This is a genomic window from Aneurinibacillus danicus (assembly GCF_007991215.1).
Taxonomy (GTDB): Bacteria; Bacillota; Bacilli; order Aneurinibacillales; family Aneurinibacillaceae; genus Aneurinibacillus; species Aneurinibacillus danicus.
Genome location: NZ_BJXX01000042.1, coordinates 1 through 5,813, shown reverse-complemented (window position 1 = coordinate 5,813; position 5,813 = coordinate 1). Strand labels below are relative to the sequence as shown.

9 protein-coding genes are annotated in these 5,813 nt (G+C 49.5%); 6 read left to right on the top strand and 3 right to left on the bottom strand.

Going from position 1 to position 5,813, the window contains the following annotated elements; translation table 11 throughout:
* Positions 1 to 13 precede the first annotated feature (13 nt).
* The 6 genes from ADA01nite_RS04350 (at position 14) to ADA01nite_RS04325 (ending at position 3,878) form a co-directional block, all read left to right on the top strand.
* Positions 14 to 673, top strand: coding sequence for a YigZ family protein (locus ADA01nite_RS04350; RefSeq protein WP_146808686.1), 660 nt, complete (start codon positions 14 to 16; stop codon positions 671 to 673).
* A 143-nt stretch (positions 674 to 816) separates the two neighbouring features.
* A complete protein-coding gene (locus ADA01nite_RS04345; RefSeq protein ID WP_146808685.1) occupies positions 817 to 984 on the top strand; it encodes a DUF2759 domain-containing protein in 168 nt (55 codons plus the stop codon).
* 88 nt (positions 985 to 1,072) lie between these two features.
* A complete protein-coding gene (locus ADA01nite_RS04340) occupies positions 1,073 to 1,345 on the top strand; it encodes a YciI family protein (RefSeq protein ID WP_146808684.1) in 273 nt (90 codons plus the stop codon).
* A gap of 60 nt (positions 1,346 to 1,405) precedes the next feature.
* Positions 1,406 to 2,344 (top strand): 4-hydroxy-3-methylbut-2-enyl diphosphate reductase, encoded by a 939-nt coding sequence (locus ADA01nite_RS04335; RefSeq protein ID WP_146808683.1) that lies wholly within the window; start codon positions 1,406 to 1,408, stop codon positions 2,342 to 2,344.
* A gap of 72 nt (positions 2,345 to 2,416) precedes the next feature.
* A complete protein-coding gene (locus tag ADA01nite_RS04330; protein ID WP_146808682.1) occupies positions 2,417 to 3,592 on the top strand; it encodes an MFS transporter in 1,176 nt (391 codons plus the stop codon).
* An 82-nt stretch (positions 3,593 to 3,674) separates the two neighbouring features.
* The gene (locus ADA01nite_RS04325) at positions 3,675 to 3,878 is read left to right on the top strand and encodes a hypothetical protein (protein WP_146808681.1); all 204 of its coding nucleotides are present in this window, start codon (positions 3,675 to 3,677) and stop codon (positions 3,876 to 3,878) included.
* A gap of 89 nt (positions 3,879 to 3,967) precedes the next feature.
* Here the strand turns inward: ADA01nite_RS04325 and ADA01nite_RS04320 are convergent, their stop codons facing one another.
* From ADA01nite_RS04320 to ADA01nite_RS04310, 3 genes are read right to left on the bottom strand one after another with little or no spacing between them, the layout of a single operon-like run.
* Entirely contained in the window at positions 3,968 to 4,351 is a 384-nt protein-coding gene (locus ADA01nite_RS04320) for a cupredoxin domain-containing protein (protein WP_146808680.1), read from the bottom strand.
* Positions 4,351 to 4,998 carry a carboxypeptidase-like regulatory domain-containing protein gene (locus ADA01nite_RS04315; protein WP_146808679.1) on the bottom strand — a complete coding sequence of 216 codons (648 nt, stop codon included), beginning with the start codon at positions 4,996 to 4,998 and terminating at the stop codon, positions 4,351 to 4,353. Before ADA01nite_RS04315 ends, ADA01nite_RS04320 begins: the two co-directional genes overlap by 1 nt.
* Positions 4,995 to 5,639 (bottom strand): SpoIID/LytB domain-containing protein, encoded by a 645-nt coding sequence (locus ADA01nite_RS04310; RefSeq protein WP_146808678.1) that lies wholly within the window; start codon positions 5,637 to 5,639, stop codon positions 4,995 to 4,997. The genes ADA01nite_RS04315 and ADA01nite_RS04310 overlap by 4 nt, the downstream gene beginning before the upstream one ends.
* Between the last annotated feature and the right edge of the window lie 174 nt (positions 5,640 to 5,813).

The window sequence follows — 5,813 nt, the reverse complement described above, 5'->3', positions numbered from 1 at the left end:
GGGGGTTTTTTATATGCTGCAGCGATATTTAACAGTGCGACCGGAAGGACAGACGGAAATCGAAATCAACCGATCCCGCTTTATCAGTTATGTAAAGAGGGTGACGACACAGGAAGAAGCGGTCGCTTTTATACAGGAAATCAAGAAAAAGCACTGGGACGCCACGCACAATTGCTCAGCCTACATCGTAGGAGAGCATGATCAATTCCAGAAGATGGACGACGACGGAGAGCCAAGCGGCACGGCAGGCAAGCCCATTCTTGAAGTTATTAAGAAAAAAGGGCTAAAGGATACTGCCATTGTGGTTACCCGTTATTTCGGAGGCATCAAACTCGGAGCCGGTGGCCTTATCCGCGCATACGGCAAATCGGCCAGCGCGGGAGTGCGTGCGGCAGGGATCGTTGAGCGGATTTTAACGCGGGAGCACCATTTCTCGTTTGATTACACATTCCTCGGCAAAGTAGAGAATGAGTTGAACGCACGTGAATACCGGATTGTCGGCATTCAGTATCTGGACAGGGTTACGGTTACCGTCGGCGAAGAAGAAGGCAAGGAAGAACCGCTGAAGGAGTTGATTACCAACCTGACGAGCGGTCAGGCGGAATGGACGCCGGGCGATTTGGTCTATATCGAGCGTGAGCAGGAGACAGAGCCGGATGAAGAAGATGAATAAAAAAATGCCTTTTCGCTCATTGTTTTGACTAGAAGTGAACAAAAAGACACAAACTTTATTTGCCAGTGTTTGTCTGTCTTTGATAAAATAAAAGGTGTTTTGGTATCATAACTTCAGGTTTACACGGGAGGAGTTGAGGGAATATGCTGATGAATATTCTCATGTTCGTGTTCACGTTCTTTGTTGCATGGGGTCTTCGGAATGTGACGAAGCAGAAGAACAAATTTGCGATGGCTTTTGCGGGCCTCGCGCTGGCAGTCTGCATATTCGCTGATGTATTAATCGTAGCGACTGGATTTGCGGTGCCCTAGGAGTTAAACTAAAAGAAGGTCAAAAAAGGGGTTGGACAATGGGACGACCCTTTTTTGCATTCCAAACATTGGGAAGGGGACTTGGAATATGAAATACGTCGCATTATTGCCCATTATCGATCAGGAGAAAAACGCGCAACATCGCCCGGCTCATCTCGCTTACATTAATAAGCTGTACCATGAAGGCAAGATTATGGCCGCGGGACCGTTTACGGACGGGAAAGGCGGTATGGTTATCTATATTGCGGATACATATGAAGAAGCGCTGGAACTCGCGCAGAACGACCCGGTAGTAGTAGAAGGCGCGCGTACGCTTGAATTGCGCGAATGGGGTGCACTGACCCTGCCACTTGAGTTATAATAGATGCGGTGGTGCTATACATTGGCGCCCGAATCTAACAGTGGGGAGGCAGTACACGCTATGGAAGTCATTAAAATCTCACCCCGCGGCTACTGTTACGGCGTTGTAGACGCCATGGTGCTGGCGCAGAAGACAGCACAGAACTTTGATTTTCCCCGGCCGATTTACATTCTCGGCATGATTGTTCATAACAGCCATGTAGTAAAAGCGTTCGAGGATCAAGACATCATTACGTTGGACGGGCCGAACCGTCTGGAGATGCTTGAACAGATCGAGAAAGGTACGGTTATCTTCACCGCACACGGTGTATCGCCTGAGGTGCGCGAGCGTGCTCATGCCAAAGGTTTGACCGTTGTGGACGCGACATGTCCTGATGTGACCAAAACGCATGATTTAATCCGGAGCAAGGTCGCCCAGGGATACCATATTATCTATATTGGTAAGAAGGGACATCCGGAACCCGAGGGAGCGATAGGGATAGCACCGGACCGTGTACATCTCATCGAGACAGAAGCGGATGTTGATAAGCTGAATCTGGCGCATGAGAAATTGATTGTGACCAATCAAACGACCATGAGCCAGTGGGATATCAAACATATTATGAATAGGATCATTCATAAATATCCACAGTGCGAAATCCACAATGAGATTTGTATGGCAACCCAGGTGCGCCAGGAAGCGGTGGCCAAGCAGGCGGGAGAAGCCGATTTGCTGCTTGTCGTAGGCGATCCACGCAGCAACAATTCCAACCGTCTGGCCCAGGTAGCCGAAGAAATTGCAGGCGTGCCTGCATACCGGATTGCCGACCTGGGTGAGCTGGATGTGAAATGGCTTGAAGGCAAGCGGAAAGTTGCAGTGACCGCCGGCGCATCGACGCCAACACCGCTGACAAAAGAAGTGATTGCGTTTCTTGAACAGTATGACGAGGCGAAGCCGGAGACATGGGAGAAGAAGCGAACGGTGAATCCAAAGAAGATTCTTCCGGCTTATAAAGGATAAGAACAGTCGGAATGACACGGGCAAACCTATATGGGTTTGCCCTCTGTTTTTTGCGGAAAGGAGAGCAAAGAGATGGGGATGCCGTTTTGGAGGCGAGAGTCCGTAAGCATTAGCGGGCTGTTTTTCTTTGTCTATTTTGTGCTGGGCGCATTGTATCCATTGTTGTCCCATTATTTAAAAAGCATTGGGATGAGCGGCACACAGATTGGTCTTATTGTCTCGGTCGGTCCGATCGTCGCAATCTTTGCCCAGCCGTTCTGGGGAATGTTGTGCGACCGGTTTCAGATGTCACGGCAGATTTTGAGCAGCATCCTGCTCTGTGCGGCTGCTGCCGCGTTATTGCTGCTTTGGGGAGGAAGAAGTTTTATTGCGTTTGCCTTGCTTTATGGCTTGCTGCATTTCTTCCAGAGCGGAGCGGTGCCCATCTCCGATGGATTGGCGCTGCAGTATGCGGCACACACCGGGATTGAATTTGGGAGGATTCGGCAGTGGGGCGCGATCGGGTTTGCGGTGGCGACGCTTGTGGCCGGATTACTTGCCGACTGGTTTGGGCTGGGTGCCATCTTTTATGTATACACAGTTGCGCAGTTGGGCGCGTTTGCATGTCTGCGGGGAGTGCGTACAGAACGTTCCATGGGGACTGTAAATGTATTTAAGGGACTCGCCCGGCTTGTTCGAATTCCCCGTTATATGCTATTTCTTATGAGTGCATTCTTAATCTTCGGCCCGATTAACGGCAATAATATTTTCTTCGGGTTGTTATATGACAGTCTGGGCGGACAGGTTGCCGGTATCGGTCTTGCGTTTCTGCTGTTTGCCGGAAGTGAGGCGCCGTTTATGAAATGGTCGGGCTTCTTTATTCAACGCCTGGGTCTGGAGAAGACGATTCTTATCGCGGGGCTGGTCTCGGCCCTGCGCTGGCTGTGGTACGGAACAAGTCCGTCGCCGACCGCCGTGCTGATTCTGTTTTTTATCCAGGGCTTTTCCGTCGGGCTGTACCTTGCTTCTGCAGCCCAGTTTGTGAAAGAGAATACGCCGGACGGGCTGCGGGTAACGGCACTCTCGGTGTATACGTCGATGGGCCTCGGATTGGGTTCTATGGCGACAAACGTAGTGGGCGGCATGCTGGTGGACGCGTACGGCATTCTAACAACGTATACGTTTTTCGGCGTGCTGACGCTGCTTGGACTTGTGCCGCTCACGCTTGTGACCTGGTTTGTGAAGCGGAAAGATACTGTATTACAATAATTTTCAAAAAACATCTTGTTGTATTATGACAGTTTGTGTTATGATACAGATACAAATAAAACGGAGTGGGAGTGAAATTGTTGTGGTACAGCAGCATGTAGGTCGTCAATATCATCTGACACGAGAGAAGAAGCCTTTTACGGTTGAGGAGATGGATCGTTTATTTTTTGCCTGCCGGTATGAAGGCTCAAACGAAGGTTTTGTGATCGAAAAGGACGCCTTTCACCGCCAAGTACAGCGGGGACGTATTGTAATCAGTCCTTTTGAATCCGCACTCGCCATGTAATGGGCGAGTTTTTTTTCTGTGAAAATCACGAAGAAAGAAGAAGCCGGGACGGTGACGGAGATGTCGGTTGTCCCGACCGTTGCTTTTTCTTATTTGACTTTCAACAGACCTTTATAGCCTAATTCCGGGTAGCCAGGCGTGTCGGAAACAAAAGAAAAGTTTCCCTTTTTAACAGCGGTAAATTGGATTCTGGTTGTTTCGCCTTTATGTAAATCAGGAGAAAACACATAGTAGTCCGCCAGCACGAAATTATGCGTTTTGTCGTCCTGGTTATGGATAATGAGAGAAACAACATCACCTTGCTTATAGACAAGCCGATTCGGTACAAAACCGTGTTTGTTGATGATAATCGTTTGCGGCCCCTGCGCTTTAATGGCTAATATGCGATCGTGCTGCTTGTTCCAAAAGAATGCGACAATGTTCAGGATAATGAGGAGTGCAAGCACCGCCAGTTTGCCTTTTGTCATCTTCATCAGCGATCAGGGCTCTCCGGCCCGGCTCCGGGTTGAGATTTGCTGCGGAATTCTTCAGCGAGGTTCACGCTAAATAAATGATGGGTCGGATAATGATAGACGTACGGCTCGATCCGGTGGTGTTCCGGCGCGATCTCAAACATCCAGATTTCCGGTGTTGTCGTCATGCCTTCATTCATGCGTACGTTATAGTAGATGGTGTCCCGATATCCGTTTTTATAGGCAAGGAGCGTAAGCTGTCCATGCAGGCGGGCGAGCGTTTCGGTAAAGCGCGGATCGCGGATAATCGGTGCCGGAAACGCCTGAGTAAAGCCGTGCTTATCTGTTTTCGTCCGGTATCCGGTTTCGGCGATGACTACTTCTGCATTTTCTAACGGCTTCCGGGTAGTCGAGTCAATGACTTTCACCTGCATCAATGCCCATTTGTCCCACTTATTATAGCCGGGAATATCCGATCCTGGTTTTACATCCGGCTGCATAGATAGAGGGTCATTACTCTGGCGGTGGAATGTTTCGTATTTGTATTCCGGCAGCGGCCTGTGTTCTTTTCGTTCTGCCTGGCCCTGTAGCGGAAGGGGGAGACTGGTGAGGGAAGCTGCGATGCAAAGGACGGACAGCCATATTTTACGTGCGCCTTTCTTCTTCATGGAATCTTCACCAGCTTTCTACCTTCATAGTAGACCTGAAGAATCTGCAGCATATTTTTGTTTTGTCTATGAGCCAGGTACTGACTGCCGTGCTGAGCCATTTTTTGTGCGTTGCGGTACTGGAAGTTCGGTGAATTCGGATAACCGGCCCGGTAATTTAATTCGAAGATCGTATCATCTTTTTTTACGAAGGCAAGCTGCATCGTTTCATCAAGTGCGGCATCGGTGCGGGGCATGCTGGTCCCTTCGCGGTAGATCTGGAAGTTCGTTGTGTTATCAACGGCAAAGCGCTGGTTGTCGATAGTGACCGGGTTAAGCACATGGTACCAGGCGAACATTTTCACCGCCATTGCGCCTGCTTTCAATGACTCCGCTTCCCAGTTGGGGAGCCATTCGTTGGGAAGCACATTGCGGATGTATGTTTTAAACGGCATGGATTGTACATATAAGATTTGACCGCGCGGGTTTGGATCGCCTCCCGGTTTGCTTTCACGGATCGCGACCAGAATATTGGCCGGTATGGGTGTCTGACCGATTTTCTGTTCGGTTTGCGCCCTGGCTTCCGGGCTTGCCAGAAAAATCTGCGCGGCCAGGCCCAGCAGAAGCAATGCGCAGATGAGATGGAATGTATAACGGCGCATAAAATTCCCCCTTTGCATGAGAATAGATAGCTACCGATAGTATGGGAAGAATATTCAATGTTTGATCGGTGTAATAATTGGCAAAACACGATATACTCAGGTACAAAACCACCATGCTTTTCAGCCACAACCCCGGCATGAAAATTGTGGGAAGGGCGGCTGATTTTTGTGGTA